The organism is Haemophilus sp. HMSC066A11, assembly GCF_001811665.1.
Lineage (GTDB): Bacteria > Pseudomonadota > Gammaproteobacteria > Enterobacterales > Pasteurellaceae > Haemophilus > Haemophilus influenzae.
The window spans coordinates 23669-47269 of record NZ_KV805886.1; the positions used below are offsets into that span (position 1 = coordinate 23669).

Annotated in this window: 16 protein-coding genes; 9 read left to right on the plus strand and 7 right to left on the minus strand. The window is 35.5% G+C overall.

Annotated elements, in window-relative coordinates:
• Positions 1-3: 3 nt before the first annotated feature.
• The 3 genes from pstB (at position 4) to phoR (ending at position 2837) form a co-directional block, all read left to right on the plus strand.
• On the plus strand, positions 4-771 hold the full coding sequence (gene pstB, locus HMPREF2813_RS07985; RefSeq protein ID WP_005650603.1) for a phosphate ABC transporter ATP-binding protein PstB: 768 nt from the start codon (positions 4-6) through the stop codon (positions 769-771).
• A 96-nt stretch (positions 772-867) separates the two neighbouring features.
• Entirely contained in the window at positions 868-1563 is a 696-nt protein-coding gene (phoB, locus tag HMPREF2813_RS07990; protein WP_006996031.1) for a phosphate regulon transcriptional regulator PhoB, read from the plus strand.
• Positions 1560-2837, plus strand: coding sequence for a phosphate regulon sensor histidine kinase PhoR (gene phoR, locus HMPREF2813_RS07995; RefSeq protein WP_011961930.1), 1278 nt, complete (start codon positions 1560-1562; stop codon positions 2835-2837). Before phoB ends, phoR begins: the two co-directional genes overlap by 4 nt.
• Positions 2838-3524: 687 nt before the next feature.
• On the opposite strand, the gene sbcB is transcribed toward phoR, so the two are convergent.
• The 6 genes from sbcB to mukF form a co-directional block, all read right to left on the minus strand.
• Positions 3525-4946, minus strand: a complete 1422-nt coding sequence (sbcB, locus tag HMPREF2813_RS08000) for an exodeoxyribonuclease I (protein ID WP_014550745.1) — start codon at positions 4944-4946, stop codon at positions 3525-3527.
• Between the two features lie 12 nt (positions 4947-4958).
• Positions 4959-5834 (minus strand): hypothetical protein, encoded by an 876-nt coding sequence (locus HMPREF2813_RS08005; protein WP_014550744.1) that lies wholly within the window; start codon positions 5832-5834, stop codon positions 4959-4961.
• A gap of 2 nt (positions 5835-5836) precedes the next feature.
• Positions 5837-6745, minus strand: a complete 909-nt coding sequence (locus HMPREF2813_RS08010; RefSeq protein ID WP_014550743.1) for a DUF5655 domain-containing protein — start codon at positions 6743-6745, stop codon at positions 5837-5839.
• A gap of 70 nt (positions 6746-6815) precedes the next feature.
• A complete protein-coding gene (gene mukB / locus HMPREF2813_RS08015; RefSeq protein WP_014550742.1) occupies positions 6816-11348 on the minus strand; it encodes a chromosome partition protein MukB in 4533 nt (1510 codons plus the stop codon).
• Complete coding sequence (gene mukE / locus HMPREF2813_RS08020) at positions 11348-12079, minus strand: chromosome partition protein MukE (RefSeq protein ID WP_014550741.1); 732 nt, start codon at positions 12077-12079, stop codon at positions 11348-11350. The genes mukB and mukE overlap by 1 nt, the downstream gene beginning before the upstream one ends.
• Positions 12080-12125: 46 nt before the next feature.
• Positions 12126-13460, minus strand: coding sequence for a chromosome partition protein MukF (mukF, locus tag HMPREF2813_RS08025; protein WP_014550740.1), 1335 nt, complete (start codon positions 13458-13460; stop codon positions 12126-12128).
• 149 nt (positions 13461-13609) lie between these two features.
• Here mukF and ttcA point away from each other — a divergent pair, with 149 nt between their 5' ends.
• The 5 genes from ttcA to HMPREF2813_RS08050 all read left to right on the plus strand — a co-directional run bounded on the left by ttcA (position 13610) and on the right by HMPREF2813_RS08050 (position 20633).
• The gene (gene ttcA, locus HMPREF2813_RS08030) at positions 13610-14551 is read left to right on the plus strand and encodes a tRNA 2-thiocytidine(32) synthetase TtcA (RefSeq protein WP_014550739.1); all 942 of its coding nucleotides are present in this window, start codon (positions 13610-13612) and stop codon (positions 14549-14551) included.
• Between the two features lies 1 nt (position 14552).
• A complete protein-coding gene (locus HMPREF2813_RS08035; protein ID WP_014550738.1) occupies positions 14553-14888 on the plus strand; it encodes a TusE/DsrC/DsvC family sulfur relay protein in 336 nt (111 codons plus the stop codon).
• Positions 14889-14994: 106 nt separating this feature from the next.
• Entirely contained in the window at positions 14995-15204 is a 210-nt protein-coding gene (locus tag HMPREF2813_RS08040; protein WP_005631673.1) for a TOBE domain-containing protein, read from the plus strand.
• A 219-nt stretch (positions 15205-15423) separates the two neighbouring features.
• On the plus strand, positions 15424-17748 hold the full coding sequence (locus tag HMPREF2813_RS08045; RefSeq protein ID WP_228840872.1) for a TonB-dependent receptor plug domain-containing protein: 2325 nt from the start codon (positions 15424-15426) through the stop codon (positions 17746-17748).
• A 104-nt stretch (positions 17749-17852) separates the two neighbouring features.
• Positions 17853-20633, plus strand: a complete 2781-nt coding sequence (locus HMPREF2813_RS08050; protein ID WP_070647043.1) for a M16 family metallopeptidase — start codon at positions 17853-17855, stop codon at positions 20631-20633.
• 121 nt (positions 20634-20754) lie between these two features.
• Here HMPREF2813_RS08050 and thrS read toward each other — a convergent pair whose 3' ends face one another.
• Positions 20755-22686, minus strand: coding sequence for a threonine--tRNA ligase (gene thrS / locus HMPREF2813_RS08055; protein ID WP_014550735.1), 1932 nt, complete (start codon positions 22684-22686; stop codon positions 20755-20757).
• 283 nt (positions 22687-22969) lie between these two features.
• On the opposite strand from thrS, the gene HMPREF2813_RS08060 reads away from it, so the two are divergent.
• The gene (locus tag HMPREF2813_RS08060) at positions 22970-23554 is read left to right on the plus strand and encodes an FMN-dependent NADH-azoreductase (protein WP_005656769.1); all 585 of its coding nucleotides are present in this window, start codon (positions 22970-22972) and stop codon (positions 23552-23554) included.
• The last annotated feature ends 47 nt before the right edge of the window (positions 23555-23601 follow it).

Genomic DNA, 23601 nt, shown 5'->3' on the forward strand with positions numbered 1-23601 from the left:
AATATGATTAGTCTACAAGAAACCAAAATAGCTGTGCAAAATCTAAATTTCTACTATGAGGATTTTCATGCATTAAAAAACATTAATTTACGTATCGCTAAGAATAAAGTGACCGCCTTTATTGGTCCTTCAGGTTGCGGTAAATCTACTTTATTGCGGAGTTTTAATCGGATGTTTGAACTATATCCAAATCAAAAAGCTACTGGTGAAATTAATTTAGACGGTGAAAATTTACTCACAACAAAGATGGATATTTCTCTGATTCGTGCTAAAGTTGGTATGGTTTTCCAAAAACCAACGCCATTTCCAATGTCGATTTATGATAATATTGCATTCGGTGTTCGTTTGTTTGAAAAATTATCAAAAGAAAAGATGAATGAACGAGTAGAATGGGCATTGACTAAGGCCGCTCTTTGGAATGAAGTGAAAGATAAATTACATAAAAGCGGAGATAGTTTATCTGGCGGACAACAGCAACGCTTGTGCATTGCTCGAGGGATTGCTATTAAACCTAGTGTGTTGTTGTTAGATGAACCTTGTTCGGCATTAGATCCTATTTCGACTATGAAAATTGAAGAACTCATTACGGAGTTAAAACAAGATTATACTGTGGTTATAGTAACTCATAATATGCAACAAGCTACACGTTGCTCCGACTATACGGCATTTATGTATTTGGGTGAATTAGTTGAATTTGGTCAAACACAACAAATTTTTGATAGACCCAAGATACAACGTACAGAAGATTATATTCGTGGTAAAATGGGGTAGTTATTTTGAGCTCTCTCTTATTAAAAAGTAAAAGTTTGGTGAGAATGTATTATTTCTCACTTCACTTTTATGCCATAAATCAAATGAAGGAGTATTATGACGAGAAAAATTCTGATAGTTGAAGATGAATGTGCAATCCGTGAAATGATCACACTGTTTTTATCTCAAAAATACTATGATGTGATTGAAGCGAGCGATTTCAAAACAGCGATAAACAAGATAAAAGAAAATCCTAAACTAATATTATTGGATTGGATGCTACCTGGTCGTTCAGGTATACAATTTATACAGTATATTAAAAAGCAAGAAAGCTATGCTGCGATTCCCATTATTATGCTCACAGCTAAAAGTACAGAAGAAGATTGTATTGCCTGTTTAAATGCAGGGGCTGATGACTACATCACTAAACCCTTTTCACCTCAAATTTTATTAGCTCGCATTGAGGCAGTATGGAGGAGAATTTATGAACAACAAAGTCAATTTATACAAATCGATGAACTTTCCATTGATGAAAATGCTCAGAGAGTGTTTTTCCAACAGCAGGAAATTAATTTAAGTAGTACAGAATTTAAATTGTTACATTTTTTTATGAGGCACCCTGAAAAAGTTTATTCTAGAGAACAATTGTTAAATCGTATTTGGCATAATGATCTAGAAGTTGAATATCGCACTGTTGATAGCTATATTCGCCGTTTACGCCGTAATTTAGCCCCTTTTCAATGTGAACATTACATCCAAACAGTTAGAGGATCTGGTTATCGATTTTCTAGTTATTTACGAGATAAACAATGAAAAAAATATTGAATTTTATTGTTGAAATAAATTTGGCAATCATTATTTCCTTATTTACTTCTGATTTTATTCTTTGGTTTGCAATAATACTTTTATTAATTTTAGCTTGGCATCATATTAATGAATATCGTTTACTCAAATATCTCAATTTAAAGCAAGATAATAAATTCTCTTTATTACAATTAGGAACATTCTCTCAAACTGAAGCCTACCATCGTCATCAAATTTACAAAGAAAAATGTGCAAGTTTACGTTTGTTATCTCAAATAAATAAAAATATTAAGTATTTACCAGATGCAATTATTATCTGTCAGCATAATGGTAATATTTCTTGGTGTAATTCAATTGCACAACAGATGTTTGATTTTTGTTGGAATAAAAAAGTCCAGAAAAATATTTTTGATGTTATTTTTTATGAACAATTTAAACATTATTTTTTCAGTCAAAAAAAAAGACGACCGTTAGTACTATTAACTTATAATCAACGTTATATTGAGGTGCAGTCGCACGCTTATAATTCTCATATGATTTTAGTTATCGCTCGAGATATTACAGATATGATTCATTTACTTAATTCACGCCAAAAATTCTTGAGTAATATTAATCACGAGCTACGTACTCCATTAACCGTATTACAAGGTTACTTAGAAATTCTTGCAGATAATAATATTCAGAACCCTCTACAAAAAAAGGCTATTTTTGCAATGCAAGAGCAAAGCCAACGAATGGAACATCTATTACAACAATTTAATTTTTTAGCAAAAATAGAAACAACTTCAGATAAGGATTTTCGTACATTTGATATGTCAGCCATGATAAATTCTTTAAGAAAAGATACAGATATATTAAATACTTATAATCATCACATTGAATTTATTATTCAGCCTAATATCATTATTTTTGGAAATGAATCTCAACTAAGAAGTGCCGTTTCAAATTTAATTTATAATGCTATTAAGCATTCTGGTAAACAGTGTCATATTCAAATTCAATGGGAAACTTGTGAACAGGGTATTAAATTTAACGTGATAGATAATGGTGTTGGCATATCACCACAGCATATTCCACATTTAACAGAACGTTTTTATAGAGTTGATGAATCTCGTAGCCATTTAACTGGTGGAAGTGGTTTAGGACTAGCTATTGTGAAGCATACTTTATTACAATATCATTCTCATTTAAATATTGAAAGTACTGAAACGAAGGGGAGTAGTTTTTCGTTTATCATACCTAAACGCTTTGTCATATCAAAAAATAATAAAGAAATTCAATGATAAGTACACGTTGCAAGTAACTGACACGGTAGTAAATAACACATCAGAAAATCGAAAATGGTGGGCTAGTGGAGAGCTTAGATACATAAAAAACACAGCTTGGTAGTTTTTCACCCATCTAAACTTATTATTTAGATTATGTAGCAGTTGCTAAATCACCTAAATCTTTATCAATCAAGTATAAATCTTTAAATGCTGCAGTACTTTCACACCCATGAATCGAACACTGTAAATAAACGTCATAGTATGGCTCTAAATTAATTTACTCGTTCATCTTATTTGATTAAGTATAACTAATTAAGAGAGGAGAAATAATCTCTTTATAACCTATAATTAAAGTTACTTTGTATTTTTATAATTTAACATAATATACATTATGCGAAATCAGTTATCAGGTTAGCGGAAACTACGGATTAAATAAATCACACAGTTATGCACAAGTCACAGGTACTAGCAAAACAAGACAAAATAAGGCTAGATAACACGTTGTAACGCGTCATTTTATAGAGTTATTGAACGGATGAATTGAAATGTAAAGGAAATGTAAAGTGAAATAAGCTTAAATCTATGTGATTACGCTACGTAAAATCTGGAGAATTTCTTGGATATTTTCTTCCCTGAAAAACAACAAAAAAAAGCACGTTTTTATTAAAACGTGCTCTTCTAAAAAATGTGACAACGTATCGACTAACCTAGTAATTTTATACCATATTCATATACTTGTTGTAGCAAAGATAGTTTTTCAGAATTATCTGAATGTTCCTCGGCTAAACGTTGTAAACCTGATTGAAACTCTACCGCACTTTTTTCAAGTTTATTCTGTCGGTATTTTTGCCATTTAATTTGTTCAGCGCGTGTGAGGGTTTTATAAAAGTGGCGAGCACGATAATGGAACAATAATTCAAGGATACGTTTATCTTCAAAAGCTAAACCATGTTCAGATAATTTTTCTGCAGGTAAACTACGTAAAATAGCCATATTATTTTTATCAGCATTGCTAAAAAAGCCATTGTATAACTCAGTTTCTACATTATCATTCGATGCAAATTGACGTTCTTCATTAAAAATATCCGCCACTTTTTCACGAATATCAAAAGATGCTCGTAATTTTGCAAGATTATCCAAGCATAATTGTCGATCAATACCCAATCGATTTGCTGTTTCTGGTAACAAAGTTTTAGCTGGTGCTAAAATAGGACATTTATTAATATGCACAAGTTTTAACGGAACGGATGAAACTCCTCTTTCTTCTAATTCAGATTTTTTGGTATATAAATCTGTCCGTAATTCATCCGCACTTTTGGCTAATAAATTATCGATATCGCCAGTTAAATCACACACAATTAATGCATTTTGATTTGTCGGATGCCAAGATAAAGGTGCAACCCAAGTGCAATTTCCACGATAATTCCCTAGCATTCCAGAAACATGCACTAAAGGTGTCATCGCTCCTATATCAACTAATTTTTCGATTTCTTTTTTACCGCGATTTTCAAAGAAATATTGGAATAATTTAGGTTGTTTTTCTTTAATTAATTTCGCCATAGCAATAGTTGCATATACATCCGCCATGGCATCGTGAGCATTTTCATGCTCAATACCATTTGCTTTAGTGAGTTTTTCTAAGCGGAAACTTGGCATTCCATCATCGTCATAAGCCCAATTAATTCCTTCTGGACGCAGGGCATAACAAGCTCGTACTAAATCTAACAAATCCCAGCGTGAATTCCCATTTTTCCAGCTGTATTCATAAGGATCAATGAAATTACGATAAAACGTATAACGCGTCATTTCATCATCATAGCGAATATTGTTATAACCCATGACACAAGTATTGGGTTGGGAAAATTCTGCTAAGATATTTGCGGCGAATTCAGGCTCTGAAAGCCCCTTTTCATTACATTCTTGTGGTGTAATTCCTGTTACCATTACCGCTTCAGGAGCCGGTAAATAATCGTTGGTTTGTTTACAATAAAACATTATTGGTTTACCAATGATATTAAAATCAGCATCTGTACGAATACCCGCAAATTGCGCAGGACGATCTGTTGCTGGATTTACACCAAAACTTTCATAATCGTAAATAAAAAAGCTGAAATCTTTTGCCATGACTACTCTCTTTTACGCAATAATTTTATCTAAATAATATAGGCAAAAAATAGCTGATAAACTGAAAATAATGCCTAGCCAATTTAGCTTGCTAATTCTTTCTTTAAAAACTAATGCGCCAGTTATCGTGCCTAAACAAATCACGCCAATGTTCATTCCAGCGAAAACAAGCGTTGGATTTCCAGCAAAACTTTGATGTGCTTTTATATAGAATAAAATATTAAAGAAATTCAATACACCTAAAACGATGCCGCCAATTACACTTGATGATGTCCATTGGGCACGTTTTAAGAATAAATAGATAAACATAACGCAGGCTGCCAGCGAGAAAGAAATAAACAATGTTGCAGGGAATGCGCCGCCGCTTTTCGCCACTTGTTTGAATAAAATATCAATGATGCCGTAACCAAACCAGACGCCGATTAATCCTAAAAAACCTTTAAAATTCACCGCACTTTGCCCTTGAGTTGGCTTAGTTAATAAACAAAACAAACCAATAAAGGCTAATACAACGCCAATGATTTTAGATTGGCTTAGTGTTTCATGAAAAATTAAAAACGCTGCTAAAATGGGAAGAAATAACGAAAGACGTTGCGCTGCATCTGAACGTACAATTCCAGCAAACTCCACTGCTTTTGACATAATAATAAATACGCTAGGTAGCAATAAACCTAGTGCTAAAAAAATGGGTGAATTTTCGCTTTGTGCAATGTAATCAGTAAACTCTAAGCCTTTAAAATCAGGTTTAAGTAAGAAATAACTGAAAGTGATGGCTGTAATGTAGTTGAATGCGATAGCTTGTTCAATAATGATATTTTTTTTACGGGCAATTTTCAGTAAAACTGAAACTGCTACGCTGCAAAGAATGGCAAGAATAAGATTGTGCATTTTTAATCCTTAATAGCTTGTTTAATTAAACTCATAACGTATTCAAGATATTGGGTACTTTCAACAGCAATTTCATAATCTCCATTTCCCCAGTGACCAGTATTAGATACATTTTTGGCTAAATTTTTAGGATCATCTAATTCTCCATAAGGAAGATTAATCCAAATTTTTAAATTCTTTTGTTGAATACGAATATCTGCAATATTTCGATCTTTTTTAAATGCAATGTAAAGTTTACGTACATTAATTTCTATATTTTGATCTAAGTTTAAAATTGCTTGCCTAAATGACTCATATAATTCCTGAATAAAATCAGTTTTATCAGCTAAGTGATCAGATTCTTGATAAACTTTTATTTCTTTTAATATTGAGAGCTCCTCTCTCTTTTCATTAGAAACTGCTTTAATATTAGGTGCTGATTTTAATTTATTAATAATATTGAGCGTAATAATATCATTATCAAAGCGATTAACTTCCCATAATTCAATAGGTAAATCTTTAAAATTCGTGGCTTGAATTTGGAAATCATTAAAAGCAGGTGAAACAAAAATCACCTTAGATTGTGACCAATCCACATCATTTCTTTTAAGTGGGAATTTTTGCTTTTCATTATATTCCACAATAAAATCAGCTTTATATTCAAGCATCAAATTAAGATAAGAAATCCCTTGATCAACCACACTAGAATTTTGTTGTCTTTTATATTCAATAATGACAAAGGCTTGAGTTTCAGGATCAAAAGCTAAGGTATCAATACGTGAATTTTTAATAGGAAATTCCGAACGAATAAAAATATAGCCACTTAATAAGGTAAGATTTTCTTCAAATAAACGCTGAATATCCTTTTCCAGCTTAAATTTTTGCTGCTTCAGCTGTGATAATTGTCCTTTTTTTGATGTAAAGATTTTCATTATTCCTTCCTTAAAGGCTTAAGTGCGGTCAAAAACACCGAAATTTTCAACCGCACTTCCCTTCTATTTTTTAATCTGTCGCACCGAATCCGCGTAAACCAACAACGTGTACGTGCTCTTGGTTGCCTGCGATTTTACGCACGAGTTTATAAGTGGTGCCTTTTTCCGGGCTGATATTTTCAGGTGCAGCGATAAGCAACTGCATATCTAAACGTTCGCAAAGTTCGAATAAGGTAGAAATAGATTTACCATCTAAACGCGCCGCTTCATCTAAGAACAACAAGCGACAAGGCACAATATCTTTACCACGAATTCGACGGCTTTCTTCTTCCCAACTTTGAACAACCATTAAGAGAATTGACATACCTGTACCGATAGCTTCACCAGTAGAAAGTGCGCCACTTTCTGCACGTAACCAGCCATCAGCACCACGGAATACTTCCACTTCAAGCTCAAGATAATTACGGTAATCTAACAATTCTTCACCAATTGTTTGCGCTGTGCGTTGTCCCATATCAATATGTGGATTAATGCGTTGATAGAGCTTCGCCATAGCTTCAGAAAAAGTGATGCGATTATCGTTGAATAAATCTTGATATTCATTTTGCTGACCAGAAAGTGCATCCAGCAACATGGCATGGGTATCACGAATATTCACTACTAAACGAACAGATTTTACCTGACCAAACGCAATGTTTTGTAAGCCTTGGTTAAGCATACGAATACGATTTTGTTCACGCTGAATCGTTTTACGCATAATATTTGCAACACTTTCAGAGCTGATTGCCAATTTTTTCTCACGGCCAGTTAATTCAGCCGTTAAACGAGAAAGCTCAATTTCCATTTGTTCAATGGCATCAATTGGATCATCCGTTTTAATAATGTCTTGGCGAATACGTTCACGTAGATGCTGATATACCGCAATAAAGAACCGCACTTTATTTTCAGGTTTGCGACTATCTTCAGACACTCTTAGGCTATCACGTAAATATTCATTATCCGCCACTGCTGTACGCAATGCACCTAATGCTTTATCTGACATTGAACGTAACTCATCTGCAGATAAATAAGCGAGCTCTCGGCGATTGAGGCGTTTTTCCATATCAGAATTACGTGATAAACGTAAAACCACACACCAACTCACTTTCGCTGCTACAACTAATTCACGTTGAGTTTTGTAATCACGTTCAGTTTTGCGGATTAGACGATTTAAGTTGTCCGCTTCGCTTTCAATTAATGTGAGTTGTTTTTCTACATAAGAACGACGCTGACGGCTCGTTGAAAGTTGTTGATGTAATTCATCACGACGGATACGCGCGCGTTCTTCAGCACCATCATCAGCTCTTACGCCAAGCTCGCTAATTTCACCAATCAATTCATTTAAGAGTTGATATTTACTATCGTAAGAACTTTGTAACTGAATCAATACGCGATTATATTCAGCAAATTGACTTTGTTTTTGACGAACTTGCTCACGTTGCGTATCTCGCTGTGCTTGCATTTGTTCTAAACGTTGACGAAGTTTTTCGTTTAGTTCAGAAGTTTCAGCCTGCCCTGCATCTTCATAACCAAAATGCTGTTTACGTTGTACAACATCAGCTAATGCAAATACACGTTGTTGAACTTGTTTTTGACGCTCAATCGCTTGAGTTAATTCATTTTTTAAGCCTTCGTAATTTTCTGGATCACTTTGTAAACTATTTGCAATCGACTCTAATTGTGACAACGTTACGCCATACTGACGAATAAAATATTCATCTTGCTCTGCAATATCTAATTGCTCACGACATTCTTCAATACGATCAATTAAATCTTCATCAGCTAATACATTGAGTTGCGGAATTAACTTGTTGAGTAACTGCAGTTTTTCTTTTGCATTATCTAATTGAATGCGTAATTGTTGTTCGCCGCTATTAAATTGGTTTAATTCACGATCAATTTCATTGCGTTCGCGATTAATTTCAGACATTAACTCTTCTGGATTTGGCTGGAACGCTAACGCCAAATGCAGCCCAACAAATTGGCTGAAATGTTCGTGTAAACGTTGGCATTTTTGTACATCAAACGCAATTTGGGCATGTTGTTCTGCCACTTCATCACGTTCAATTTGCAATTCTTCTAAACGTTTTTCACGTGCTGCACGCCCAAATAACGGGATTTCAGGGAATCTTGAATAGCGTAATTCACGATCTGAAACTTGCACGACAACACCCAGCTCAAGTTCTTGTGCGGATAATACGCTATCGTCAAATGCGGTAGGATCGCCTTCAATTAAATACAAATCATCGGGGCAATCTTCTAATTGCGCAAGTTGTTCACGCACGGCATTGAGATCACGCACAACAATAGCATGACACGCAGGCCCGTAAAGTGCGGAGAAATAAGGCGCATCTTCAATGGTTACATCATCGTAAAGCTCTGAAAGCAGTACTCCACCAAAACGTTCTGCCAGCATATTTAATCGTGGATCTTCTGAACCATCTGGCTGACTTAAACGAGAAATTTGTTCATCTAATTGCAAACGTTTTTGTTCAAGTTGATCACGTTGCATCGTGAGTTCACGTTCTTTCACAAGTTGTGATTGCATAAAGTTCATCACATCTTGGCTATGTTCAAACCTCTCGCCACTTTGTTGCTCTAAACGTTCTAATGCAGCTTGAGCCGTCAGCCATGCTGGGGCTTTACGCGCATTTTCATCATAAAGTGCGGTTAAATTTTCACGTTTTTGACGAAGCGTAGAACGGTTCTCCACTTGTTCTGAAAGTCTTGCTGAAATATCTTCAATTAACGCTTCTTGCTCGGCGTGATAATCCTCTAATTCTTCTGCTGTTTGTAAACTTAAATTAGCACGTTGATTAAAATCATTAAGTAATTTGACCGCACTTTGTTGTTGTGCATAACGTTGCTCAAGTTCATGTAATTTTGTGCGAAGTTGTGGCGTTTGTTGTGCCTGCAATTTTTGGCTTGGATATTCACGTAATAATTCTTTGGCACTTTCCCAGGCTGAAGAACGAGGTATTTCACCCGCAATTTTGCATACTAATTGATACGCTTTATCGAACTGAGATTTTGCCGCTTCAGAAATAGACATTTTGTGCTCGAGTTCAAGCACAGTTTCCGTTAAACTTTCAGCGTGAGCTTCAAATTCTGCGTGATAATCTTCTACATTTTTAACACTTAAATCCGCTAAACCGCATAATGTTTTCGCTTTTTCAAGGGCTGCAATAGCTTGTTGATATTGAAGTGCGCGAGTTTGTTGGGCATCTAATGCTTGTTGATAGTCAGCTAATTGGGATCGTACAGCGTCAATTTCAATTTCAGTTTGCTCAAATTGGGCTTGGCTTTCTTCTAATGCATCATTCGCATCTTCAACCACCATTTTTTGTTCTTCTAAACGCTCGGTGAGTTCTGTAATATCTTCTTGATAACGCATAATTTTTTCTTGGTGACGCAAAGCATTTAACACTAAATTAAGATGATCAACCGCACTTTGGTGATCAACTTCTAAAGTCCGTTCACTTTCTGCCAATTCAGCCGCTTCTCGACTTAAATTAACTAAACGATGTTGGGATAAATTCTGCTCTGCTTTTGCTTTATACCACTCACGACGAGATTCTAATGCAGCCTCAATATTGCCACGGCGTTCATTCGCATTACGCATATAATCCGAAGCAACATAATTGGTGGTTTCAGTAATTAAATGTTTGAATAAATCGCGATCTGATTGCGTGACCTTAATCGCCTCTAAAGTCATACGGTTCTCACGCAATGCACTTTCCATATCTTGGAAAGCTTTGCGCACACCTAAATTTTCTGGCAATAAATAGTCACGTAAAGAGCGTGTGATTGCACTGGAAATACCGCCGTATAAAGACGCTTCGATAAGTTTATAGAATTTGCTTCGATCTGATGCTGAACGTAAACGTTTCGGAATAATACCTAAATCGAACATCATACCGTGATAATCGGTGATGGAATGATATTGTTTAAATTGCGCACCGATATTTTCAATTTTATCTTTGAGTTCGTTTAAATTAAGGACGCGTGCTTGACGTTCGCCCACGGTTTCTGTGAAAAGTGCGGTTGGATTTTGAGATAATTCGACGCCTTGAATTGAAAACGTTTTTAAATCAACCTTTTTATCACGACCCGCAATTTGCTGCAGACGCACACCGACAAGAATACGTTGATGACGTGAGTTAATGGTGTCTAATACCGCGTAACAAACACCTGGACGCAATTTACCATGTAAACCTTTATCTCGAGAACCGCCTGTAGAGCCAGCTTCTGTTGTATTACGGAAATGTAAAAGGGTTAAATCTGGAATTAATGCGGTCACAAATCCAGCCATTGTGGTTGATTTACCAGCACCGTTACCCCCAGAAAGTGTGGTAACTAATTCATCTAAATCGAAAGTACGCGCAAAAAAACCATTCCAGTTAATTAAGGTTAAAGAACGGAATTTACCACGCTCTACACCATCGTTTGCCGTCATGCTAAAAGGCATTAGGGTTTCAACGATTTCTTCGACGTTTTCATTTTCCATAATGACTTCATCGCTCTCTAATTCGATTTCATTTTCTAATTCAAAAACATCAGACATTATTCTTGTTCTCCGTCAAATTCTTCGTCAATTTCATCCGCACTTTCCGTATCGTTTTCCATTAATCGCACTTGTTTTTCCAACGCTAAGGATTCTGGTGTTGCCGCTTCCCCATCACGAATCAGTCGAGCTTGCGCCTCTAATGGATCATCTCCGCTACGCACTTCTGCACCAAAACGAAATACAGATTCAGAAATCGTAAATTTCCCACTATTTTGTTCGCCAACGGTTTGAATCATACCTAAACGACGTAAACGACCAATTGCTGCCCGCACTTTTTCTGCCAATTTTTGTTTATCTAAGTCAGAACCACTTGAACGCTGATTAACTGCTTTTAATAATTTTCCTTCATCAGCAAGATTTAATAATTCATCATACACTTCTTGCGTACTAAAAATGCCCTGTTGAGCTAAACGTTCTGGGCTTAAATAAAGATAACAAAGCACTTTACCAACAAGCATTTCCAACTCAGAAAGTACTGAACGCGCAATTAATGTCGTTGCTTTCGGGCGGAGATAGAAAAATCCTTCTGGCGCACGAATTAGTTCCACGTTATAGCGACGATAAAATCCGTCTAATTCATTTTGGAAATCCATTAAAAATGCGTGATTATCTAAATGCTCCGTGCTGATATGGCGACCCGAGCGCAATAGACTATCTACCGCTGGAAATATTGGATTTGCAATCGCCACAGCGAGTTTTGGGGAAATTACATCTTGAATATCTGTCATGGTTAATTTCTCATTTTATAAATTCGTTTTTTAATAAGCCACGAAATCAATACTTATCAATCACATGCGCTTGCACTTCTGCGCCACGTTTATTAATTGCTTGCCAATCTGGATAAATACCCGATAAATCATCATTCGCCATACCAAGACGCACTGCTTGATCAACAATGATTCTAGCCACATCAAAATGACGAGAAAGTGGATAATTTTCCAGTTGTTCTTTTAACACTAAACTCAAATCAATCGGACGGTTATTTTCACGATAAGCAATCAGTAAGCCTTGCATATGCTCTACAATTTGATCGTGTAAATCAGAAAGGGATTCGTATTGCAATTCTTCTGGCAATTCACCTAAAGCATCATCTTCACGCAACACCATTTCTTCATCGCGTAGATCGACTAAACGCTCGGCTTGCGCTGTCCATAAGAACCAAGGATGCTCAAAATAATGATGAATAGAATTACGTAAACGTTGTGAAAACACGCGATTTTTATCCATATCAATGGCTGTACGAATAAATTTATGCACATGGCGGTCATAACCAATCCATAAGTCTATGGCTTGTTGTCCCCAGCTAATAATTCGGTCAAGTTTAGATTGTAAATCGGTAATTAATTGATCGATAAAATACAAATCATCTCGTCCAATCACACAATCTTGAATACGTAATAATTGTGCTTGCAATTTATCGCCTGCGGCGTTTAGCGTATCTTGCAATTCGCGTAAATTACCTGATGTTTCATCTAATAAACGTTCACAGCTTGAAATTGCCGCTTGCCAATCTTTAGTAAGAAGCTCTGCAATTTCATCTTTAATACTTTGCTGGTTTTCATCCATAATGCGTTGTGAAAGATCGATGCTATCAAAAATTTCTGCCACGGAATATTTTAATGGCGCAAACACATTACGACGCCAATAATGTTCGTTTTCGTTATTCTCCACGCCCTCTTCTGCTGAATCAGAAGCACGTTGAATTTCATCTGCCACAATGGAAAGCTGTACAGAAAGACGCAATGCGGAAAATTCACGCTGACGAATGTAATAATCAGACACGCCAACACCTAATGGCGTTAAACGATAAATCGCCAAACCCTCAGTAAATTCGCTACTAAAACGATTTAACAAACGTTGTTTCACTAATTCATTAATTGCATTATTCGCTCGTGTTGCAATGGCATCCGTGGATTGCTCAAAAGCATTCATCGTGTGGCGGAAAATATCCACAAGATCAGCTTCTAACATTTCGCCGTCTAAACGTTCGTTGTTATAAATTGCAATCGCCAGTAGAAAAACCAAGCGCTCGGTGGGTAAATTCAAAGAAAACTCGCGATCTTTTGCCCAAGAGACGAGTTCAGGAATAGTTTGGGATGTTTCAATCATTGAATTGCAAAGCGTTAAAATTGAACAAAAAATTGGAAAGATTATACAGGATTTTTTGCGGATCTTAAAAATCTTCTTTTGAATTGACCGCACTTTTCCTATTTTTCACGTATAATGTGCGCCTTTCATGAATAACTAAAGATAACAGAATGAGCGAATTAACCCAGTTAGCCCAACAAGAAAAAAAACAAACCTATAATTTCAATAAATTACAAAAACGTCTTCGCCGTAATGTAGGCAACGCCATTGCAGATTGTGGTATGATTGAAGATGGCGATAAAGTCATGGTGTGTTTATCTGGAGGCAAAGACAGTTATACGCTTCTCGATATTTTATTGAATTTACAGCAAAGTGCACCAATTAAATTTGATATTGTTGCGGTGAATCTTGATCAAAAACAACCAGGGTTTCCAGAACACGTATTACCTGAATATTTAGAAAGCATTGGCGTAGATTACAAAATCGTACAAGAAAATACTTACGGAATTGTGAAAGAAAAAATTCCAGAAGGAAAAACCACTTGTTCACTCTGCTCTCGTCTACGCCGTGGAATTTTATATCGTACCGCCACAGAACTGGGGGCGACCAAAATCGCTTTAGGGCACCACCGAGACGATATGTTAGCGACACTATTTTTAAATATGTTTTATGGCGGCAAAATGAAATCCATGCCACCTAAATTGATTTCTGACGATGGTAAACAAATTGTGATTCGTCCGCTTGCTTATTGCAAAGAAAAAGATATTGAAAAATATGCCATCGCGAAAGAATTTCCGATTATTCCTTGTAACCTATGTGGCTCACAACCAAATCTTCAACGCCAAGTCGTAAAAGAAATGCTTAATACTTGGGATCGTCAATATCCAGGACGTTTAGAAACTATGTTTAGCGCAATGCAAAACATTACATTGTCACATATGTGTGATCCGAAATTATTTGATTTCAAAGGCATCAAACATGGGCAACTAATTGATGGCATTGAAGGCGATACCGCATTTGATGAAGAACGAATCACGCCAATGCAATTTGAGGACGAAGATCAAACCGATTTTTCAAACAAGGAAATGATTAACTTTAAAGAAGTAAATTAATATGTTGAATATCAATGGAATTGGAATTGAAGTTGAAACTGACAAAGACGGTTATTTGCTCCATAGCCAACAATGGAACGAAGATGTCGCTCAAGCTATTGCACAGTTAGAAAATATTGAATTAACTGATGCACATTGGGAAGTAATTTATTTTGTGCGAAACTTTTATCAAGAATATAACACCTCCCCAGCCATCCGTATGTTGGTAAAAGCCATGGCGGAAAAGCTTGGTGCGGATAAAGGTAACAGCCGTTATTTGCAACGCTTATTTCCTGAAGGCCCAGCAAAACAAGCCACAAAATTAGCAGGCTTGCCGAAACCTGCAAAATGCCTATAAAAGTGCGGTCAATTTTCTGAAAGTTTTAAACTCTGGGTTTATTTACGACTTGTTTTTGTAAGATAAAATACAGGCTCTTTTAAACCCTAACTAACAAGGAAATATTATGAAAATTAGTGCTAGAAACCAATTAAAAGGTAAAGTTGTTTCAATCGAAAACGGTTCAGTAAATGCAATCGTTCACATCGATATCGGTGGCGGTAACGTGCTTTCTTCTACTGTATCTTTAGCAGCAGTTAAAGAATTAAACTTAGAAGTTGGTAAAGAAGCATACGCAATCATCAAAGCAACTTCTGTAATGGTTGGCGTAGAATAATTTCTTCCATACAAACAGAATTGAATATAACCGCACTTTTAAAGTGCGGTTTTTATTTATTTGATACCTATTTTAAGTCGAATTCCCCTTGCATTCATAAATTTTAAAAATACAATGATAATCATTCTTATTTGTATTTTTATTTTAGGGAACTATACTATGTATCAAAAAAAGCCATTAATGTTGTTATTCTGCTCAACATTTGTCAGTCCATTTGTTATGGGGAAAACTATTGAAACAACCAATAAAAATATATTGCCCGAAATCGTTGTTTATGGCGACAATAATAAATCGCTTTCTTCCGTTAAAACACTCTCTTCTGACGAGATAAGTAAAACGCCTACATCAAACGGTAACATCACTGATTATCTTCGTTCCAATCCCCATATTCGTTATGAAAATAGCGACCAAAATGGTTTTCAACGTGGTGAAATCAAGCCTGAAAATATTTCAATTAACGGCGCCGATCCAAATCAAACCGCCTACTTTGTTGATAATGTCAATATAAATAATGATCTTGCTATTGATAGCAGTGTTTTTGACGGTTCTATGCAAGTTGTGCCAGGAATTAGTCACACTCAAGCTTATTTTTTTGATGCGACTATGCTTTCTAAAGTGGAAGTACAAGATAGTAATATTTCTGCTAGCTTAGGGGGATTTATGGGTGGTGCCGTTATCGCTAAAACAAAACAATATAGCGGCACTGATAGCATAAAACTTAAATATCGCACGACAAATTCCTCTTGGGCAAAAATGGAAGCTGGAGACTCAGTACAAAAAATACTGAAGTTGGTACGTCCAGATGATGTCGGAGTGGCAGAGTTACAACCTAAATACAATAAACAAACATTCAATATTTTGGCTGAAAAAAGGCTAAATGATAATTTAGGAATGGTTTTTGGCTATAGCCGTAGAACATCATCTATTGAACAAAATCGTTTAATTGGCTTTGATAAAGATGCCAATAATAAAGCACAACTAGACAAACAAAATCATCAACGACTTTCCGATAATCTTTTATTAAATTTCAATTGGACACCGCAAGAAAAAGAACGTATTGAATTTGGTTTACGTTATTCAAATTATAAGGAATTGAAATATTTCAAGGAAAATATAAATAACAACGTAAGCGATTATCATCAAGCATTGGGATCAACACTTGCTTGGGTACATTCATTCAACTCTGGCGTTTGGACAAATACCTTAGCATACGATCGTTTTCAGGATAAACGTAAATCATCCTCGAATAGTGTTGAAACAACATCAGTGTCAGATGAAAATGATGATCCACTTTATAATTTCGAAAAAGGTGGATATGGCAATAGTCAATTAATTCAGGATAATTTACATTTTTCTACTGAATATGTAATGGATCCTTTTTATTTAGCTTCTACGGAGCATTCTATTTCTATTGGTGGAATTTATCAGGCAACTAAATATCAATTCTATCGTCCACAAGATGTTCATTCAAAAATAATATTATCTACTTTGCAAAGTGATGGGACTATGGAGAGTCTCAATCCGATAGAAAGTACAACATCAAAAGGTCGTGTTAAAACCAGTTATCAAAATATCGCTATTTATGCTGAAGATTTAATAAAATGGAATAAATTTGAATTGCGTCCTGGTATTCGTATTGAACGTGATGATTATTTAAAAAACAATAATATTGCTCCGCGTTTTGTTGCACGTTATCACCCTTGGGATAATACAGGATTTACACTAGGTTTAAATCGTTATTACGGTCGTTCTTTTGCTTCTTTAAAATTAGCCAATAGAATCTTAAAGATTAACGATGATTCAACACGTCAGCATCAAAATTTTTCATCCCTAAAAAGCCCTTATGCAGATGAATTAAGTTTAAGTTTTGATCAAAATATGGGTAATTTAGCACTTAAACTCGGTTATATTCATCGTGATAATAAGAATCGCATTATGTTGAAGAAAGAAAGCACAAAAAGTTTCTATATTAATGGTCATAACTTTGGTGTTGATATTTATACTTTCCAACTTAATAATATTGAACCTTGGAAATTAGGTAAAACTTATTGGACTACGTCACTCGGTTTTGATTGGTTAAATACAAAACGAGCCGATGGCGAAGAATTTGATCTAAATAAACTTGTTTCTTTAGATGGTAAATTAATGACTTATCGTGAAATGTTACGACAAGTTAATAGTAACACTGAAGATTGGATTGCTCGTTTAGGTATTGATATGACGATACCAGATTACGATATTACTTGGTCAAATAAAGTGTATATGAAAGCACCAATTCGTCGTTATGATTTGATTAACAGCGATAACGATGATGACACCCCACGCTATCGTAGCTATCACTATGGCAGACATACACAATGGGACAGTAGTATCCGTTGGCAACCCACCATTCGCGGTAAACATAGTGTCTATTTGCAAGTAGATATTTTAAATGTGCTCAATAAAACACGTAAAAATAAAGTCACTACTATTTCCACTAGCGATGAATATGGTGTTTATACGCCTGGGCGTGAATTTTGGCTAGAAGTTGGCTATCAATTCTAATTATCTTCAATGTATAGGGCTTGTGGGCTTTTGAAACATCCTCCAGCCCTACTCTACGCTTATTTTTACTTAGCGTAGAGTTTTCTTTTTTTCTAGGTAAAATAATGAAAAAAACAACCGCACTTTTTTTACTTATCTTTTCACTAATTGCTTGTCAATCATTGGAACTATCGCCCAATAATAATTTACCTTTTGATCCAAATATTCAGCACGGTAAACTATCAAATGGTCTGCAATATTTTGTATTAAAAAATACTGAACCTAAAGAACGCGTTTATATTCGATTAGTGATCAATGCTGGATCTATGCACGAAGATGACGATCAAAAAGGCATTGCTCATTTAGTTGAACATATGGCATTTAATGGCTCAAAGAAATATCCAGAAAATCAAATTATTAATGCGTTAGAAAAACTTGGAATGAAATTTGCGCGAGATATTAATGCTTTCACCGATTTTGAAAATACAGTCTATACTTTAAATTTAGATAGCAACAATCAGCAAAAATTAGAATTGGCGTTTGATGTCATCAATGAATGGATGAATAATATTACTTTTTTGCCTAAAGATGTGGATGGCGAACGTGGCGTAGTACAAGAAGAATGGCGGAGACGTTTAAGCCCAATGCTACGTATTGGCAATAAGAAAAGTGCTATTGAAATGGCGGGTTCTCGTTATGTGTTGCGTGATCCTATTGGAGATATGGATATTATTAAAACAATTTCAGCTAAACGCGTCGCTGATTTTTACCACAAATGGTATCGACCAGATAATATGTCAGTAATTATTGTAGGCGATATTGATACAAAACAAGTAGTAAAACTATTAAAACAAAACCTATCTCAAGAAAACCCAATTACTAAAACAACATTGGAAAAAATTGATTTTAATATTCCTCTTATCAACAAATGGCGATTAGATTCTATTTCTGAACAAGGCACAACAATTCCGAGTATTGAATTAAGTTTTTTTGAAAATACAATTGAAACCAATACATTAGCGAGTTATAAACAGGAATTAATTCAGCAAATTACCACTCGATTGCTTAACTTACGTTTACAGCAATGGGAAAAGGAAACAGAAAATGGCGTAGATTCTGCAAATTTTTATCGCACTCATTTAGGTAAAGAAACACTACAAAGCATTTTTTCTCTCCAGCTTATAGATACACAATATTCAAAAACGATAGATAAATTATTTGCCTTTATTGCCAGTATAAAACAACAAGGTTTTACTCAAAATGAATTAAACGGCGAAATTAAACGCTTAACTCAACTCAATGAAAAACAATTAAATATTCGTTCTGGTAGCTTAAAAATTGCCGATGATCTCATTACTTCTGTGGCAAATAAGCAAGTGGTATTGAGCGTAAATGATCGTTATGAACTCAATAAACATTTTTTATCTCAAATTACATTAGCTGATTTACAACGCACGTTAAATCAAACCTTAGCATTAAAAGCAAAATTATTATTAATCACTCAACCTTTGCCACAAAAAGCCTTGCCTTTTGATGTTGCAGAAATAGAAACTCGTTGGAACAATGCAATGGAAATGCAACAACACCAATGGGATGAAAAAAAACAAATCGAAAAATTACCGCACTTAACATTTAACACAGGCTCACTTTCTCAAGAAAAATATTGGGATCGTGGCGATATTTATGAATTTCGTTTAAGTAATGGAAGTAAATTGATCTATCACTATAGTGACAAAACTCCAAATCAAGTACATTTTCGTGCTGTTACTCAAGGTGGTTTACGTTCTATCCCAAATAAGGACTATCACTTATTACGTGCTGCCGTTAGTGTAGTTGATGAAACAGGTGTTGGAGAACTTTCTCTTTCTGCGGTTAATCAAATTTTTTCGCGCGATCCATTGGTAATTGCAACTGTGATTGATGATGATAAACAAGGCTTTACTGGTGTATCTAAACCTAAGGATTTGGAAAATTTACTGACATTGTTCCGCTTAAAATTACGTTCATCCCCCATATCTGATCTTGCCTTAGAAAAATATCGACGTGAAACCCGTGATTATTTCAAACAGATTGATTTAGAAACACAATTTATGCAAGCCGTTTCAAAACTACGTTTTCCAAATATTGAAACCGTCTATACTCAAAAACAAGCACAGCAATTAGCATTTAATAAAAACCAATTAAATAACGCTTATCAACGTTATATTTTAGATAAAACAGATTTTACCTATTTTATTATTGGCGATATTGAACTTAATCAAGTAAAGAAATTGGCAGAACGTTATTTAGCTTCTATTGAATCAAAAACTCAGATCCGCCATTTTGTCCCGACTATTATTCATACACCAACTCAATCATTTATGATGAATGGTTTGAAAGAACCGAGAGCTGATGTAGAAATATACCTTACCGCAGATAATACTTGGCGAGCGGAACAAAAATATTTATTCAATATTCTTGCGGATATTGTGCAAGAAAAATTACGCTTAATTCTACGTGAAAAAGTTTCTGGTATTTATTCTGTAAATAGTTGGTTTATGCAAGATGTTTATGCACCACAAATTGAGGGAAAAATTGAATTTAGTTGCGACCCTAAGCGCATAGAGGAACTTACGCATCTTACAAATCAGGTACTAGATGACATTGTAAAAAATGGCATTGATGAAAACTTATTACGTAAAAAACTAGCGGAACAACATACTCAGATTCGACGTGAATTTGATTCTTTAGTTTCAATTGCTTCAATTATTGAAGAAAGTTACTGGCAACAAGATAATCCAGATGCCATTTATACCTATCAACATTTAGATCAGTTAGCGACAAAAGCCACAATAGATGCGTTGGCGCAAAAAGCCCTAAAAAAATCAGGCAGATTTGTCAGCATATTAAAAGCATCTTCTTATTAGAAAATAAATTAAATCTCAATAGATATGAAATAGATAAAAAAACGGTGATCGCTTAAACGATCACCGTTAAATTAAAATCACTGTTGAAACAATAAATTATATTGGTTATTTTCGAAAAGTATTACTCTTCATTCAATAACTTTAATTCACGGCTTCTTACTTGATTTTTCAAGATTTCCGCAAATTCTTCCACTGTAAATGTGCCTAAATCAGCACCTTTACGGGTACGTACAGCAACTTTGCCTTCTGCGATTTCTTTATCGCCACAAACGAGCATATAAGGCACACGGCGTAAAGTATGCTCACGAATTTTAAAGCCCACTTTTTCGTTACGTAAATCGGTTTTCACGCGTAAACCTACATCAGAAAGTTGTTTCGCGACTTTTTGTACATAGTCAGCTTGGCTATCAGTGATATTCATTACAACTGCTTGGGTTGGGGCTAACCATGCAGGGAAGAAACCTGCATATTCTTCAGTAATGATACCAATGAAACGCTCAATAGAACCTAAAATCGCACGGTGAATCATGACAGGGGTTTTACGGCTATTATCTTCTGCCACATAAGTTGCATCTAAACGGCCTGGTAATGCGAAGTCTAATTGAACGGTACCACATTGCCATTCACGACCTAAACAATCTCGTAGTGCAAACTCAATTTTCGGACCATAGAATGCGCCTTCACCTTCTTGAATTTCATATTCAAGACCGTTGTGCGCTAATGCTGCTGCAAGACCTGCTTCCGCACGATCCCACATTTCATCTGAACCGATACGATTTTCAGGGCGAGTAGAAAGTTTTACTGCGATATTAGTGAAACCAAAGGTGCTATAAATGTCGTACACCATTTTGATACAGCTAGTTACTTCACTCTCAATTTGATCTTCAGTACAGAAAATGTGAGCATCATCTTGAGTAAAGCCACGAACACGCATTAAACCGTGCAAAGAACCTGATGGTTCATTACGATGGCAAGAACCAAATTCCGCCATACGGATTGGTAAATCACGGTAAGATTTTAAACCTTGATTAAAAATTTGAACGTGACCTGGGCAGTTCATCGGTTTAATTGCATATTCACGGTTTTCAGATTGAGTGGTAAACATTAAATCTGCGTAATTTTGCCAGTGACCTGTTTTTTCCCATAATACGCGATCCATCATAAATGGGCCTTTCACTTCTTGGTAATCGTATTGTTTTAATTTAGTACGCACGAAGGTTTCAAGTTCACGGAAAATTGTCCAGCCATCATTGTGCCAGAACACCATACCTGGTGCTTCTTCTTGCATATGATATAAATCTAATGCTTTACCAATTTTACGGTGATCGCGTTTTGCCGCTTCTTCTAAGCGTGTTAAATATTCAGCAAGTTGTTTTTTATCCGCCCAAGCTGTACCATAGATACGTTGTAACATTTTGTTTTTGCTGTCGCCACGCCAGTACGCACCAGCGACTTTTTGTAATTTGAAATGCTGACAGAAACGCATATTTGGCACGTGTGGTCCACGGCACATATCAATATATTCTAAGTGATGATATAACGCAGGCGTTGCAGTACGTTCAATGTTTTCATCTAAAATTGCCATTTTGTATGGCTCGCCGCGTTTTTCAAAGGTATCACGCGCTTCTTGCCAAGTAACACGTTTTTTCACGACGTCATAATTTGTTTTTGCCAATTCCAACATACGTTTTTCGATTGCATCAATATCTTCTTGGGTTAAAGAGCGATCTAAATCTACATCATAATAGAAGCCGTTTTCAATAGTTGGACCAATTGCCATTTTTACATCTGGGAATAATTGTTTAATAGCGTGTCCGAGCAAGTGAGCACAAGAATGGCGGATAATCTCTAAACCGTCTTCATCTTTTGCAGTAATAATTTCTAATGTTGCATCTTGCTCAATAACATCGCACGCATTGCGACGTTCTCCGTTTACACGGCCTGCGATAGTGGCTTTAGCAAGACCCGCACCAATATCTTGTGCGACTTCAAGAACAGAAACAGGACGATCGAATTGACGTTGGGAACCGTCAGGTAAAGTAATAATTGGCATTGTTTTTTCCTTATACAGTGGTCACCCATACGAAAGGTGACGTGTTCATTTAAAATTCTATAAAAATTAACCGCACTTTTGCCCAACTTGGCTTCATTCCTACCATTGAACGAGCGAAATTAGGCAAAAAATGCGTGGCGAATTCTATCACTTTCTTAAGGTATTGTTAAATAAATGCCCATATTTTACAAAAAGGAAATAATGTTTTTCTGACTAAAGGCTTTATCTCTTAAAAATAAAGACTAGAATAACCGCACTTTTAACTAGGTAGCAAGGAATAAAAATGAACAACGTATTAGTATTAAAATCTAGCATTTCAGGAAATAACTCGCAAACTAATCAATTAGCTGATTATGTTATCGAAAAATTACAAGGTAATAACATTGTAGTACGCGATTTATCCCAACAACCTCTTCCATATTTTGATACCGCAGCCGCAATTGCTGTGCGTGGAGAACCAAAAACAACAGAAGAAAAACAACTTCTAGCGTTGTCTGATAAACTAATCGAAGAATTAAAAAACGCACAAACATTGATAATTGGTGCGCCGATGTATAATTTAAACGTTCCAACACAATTAAAAAGCTATTTTGATTTTATCGCACGTCCGCGCGTTACTTTCCAATATACAGCAAACGGCTCTGAGGGTTTATTAAAAGGCAAAAAAGCCATTGTGTTATGTGCATTTGGTGGATTGTATGATGAAGAAAATCTAGTGACACAATATATGAAATCAATTTTAGGTTTTATCGGTATCACAGATGTGCAATTTGTTTATGCACAAGGCATTGGATTCGGGCCAGAGGCGATTGAAAAAGCCCAAGCGTCCGCAAAAAATAAAATTAATGAAATTGTAGCAAACCTTTAATCCTCAGATAATCTACAAAACATAAGAAAATGTATTAAAAACAAAAA